Below are 1,308 nucleotides of genomic sequence, written 5' to 3'. Positions count from 1 at the left end.
GCTGTGGGGGGTCCTTTGGTCCTTTTAACCTTGTTGGTTGGTGTGGGGGGGGGGGGGGGTGGGGGGGCGGGGGCGGTCCTGTTTCTCCCCCCTATAACAAACAAACAACCCCCCCCCCCACCACCCTGACCCAGTTATCCACAGTCACCTGCCCGCAGCCTTGCTTTGTCCACAGATCCGCGTCGTGCCCTCCACGACCCCGGTGCACCGGCGATCGTCGAAGGGTGCCCACTCACAGACGATGGTCGGAAGACTCGATCCCGGCCGTACAACGCCCCAGCTGGCCGGTCCTCCTGGACGAGCAGCACGGAATCGTCTCAAGGCGGCAATTGCGCGCCTACGGCCACACCATGTCGGATATCAGGGCGAATCTCGCGGGTGGCCGCTGGCAACGGGTTCTCCCGCGTGTTTACTCGACGTTCACCGGAGAGTTGTCCCGCTCGGCGAAGATCCACGCCGCATTGCTCTATGGGGGCGGTCACGCCATCTTGAGCCATCGCACAGCCGCGGAAGAATGGGGAATTCTTCCGATCGTCGAGGGACCAGTCGAAATCACAGTCCCGTACACCTTCTCCGCGATCTCGCAGGCGCCTGTGGTCATAGTGCACAGATCCCGCGCACTGCCCCATATCGCCGCCGGGACGAGTCCTCCACGCACCCGGGTCACGGACACGATCCTCGACCTGGCCGCCGCTCAGCGGACTCCGCATCAAGCGACGAACACCATCGTCGACCTGCTCGGCCGAACCAGGACCTCCGTGGCCGCCATGGAGGCGTGCGTGCTGGCCCGGCCACCGTTCCGCTACCGCCCGGCTATCCGGTACGGCCTCGCGCTCGTCGGCGGCGGGCTTATGTCGGCACTCGAAGTGGCCTACCAGGAGGACGTCGAAGACAAACACGGACTGCCACGCGGAAACCGGCAGACCCCCATCGAAGTCGATGGCAAAACGCTTTGGGAGGACGTCACCTACGACGAGCACGGCGCCGCGGTGACGGTCCGGCTGGACGGTCGCGCGACCCATGCCACGCCTGGCGTGGCCTTCCGGGACCGTCGCCGTGACAATGCCGCGGAACTGGCCGGCCGGGCAAGGCTCGTCTATGGCTGGCAAGACGTCCACGACTCGCCATGCGGGGTGGCAGCGGAGGTCCGCACCATTCTGATACGGGAGGGATGGAGCCCCGCGGGTGCGCGGCCGGTGACTTGTTCGCGGTGCGGCGAGTAAGCGGCAAGCAGAGCAGCAAGGCGCAGGGAGGGCATGGGTCGGGGTGGTCGTGAGTGGTAAGTGACGTTAGAACGTCACTTACCAC

At 66.0% G+C, this 1,308-nt stretch carries 1 protein-coding gene; it reads left to right on the top strand.

What is annotated here, in order from left to right; translation table 11 throughout:
* Positions 1 to 224 precede the first annotated feature (224 nt).
* Positions 225 to 1,223 carry a hypothetical protein gene (locus ACFWIW_RS39455; RefSeq protein ID WP_378373160.1) on the top strand — a complete coding sequence of 333 codons (999 nt, stop codon included), beginning with the start codon at positions 225 to 227 and terminating at the stop codon, positions 1,221 to 1,223.
* The last annotated feature ends 85 nt before the right edge of the window (positions 1,224 to 1,308 follow it).

This window comes from Amycolatopsis sp. NPDC058340, assembly GCF_042723975.1.
In the GTDB taxonomy this organism is placed as follows: domain Bacteria; phylum Actinomycetota; class Actinomycetes; order Mycobacteriales; family Pseudonocardiaceae; genus Amycolatopsis.
This window is presented reverse-complemented; position numbering and strand designations above follow the sequence as displayed.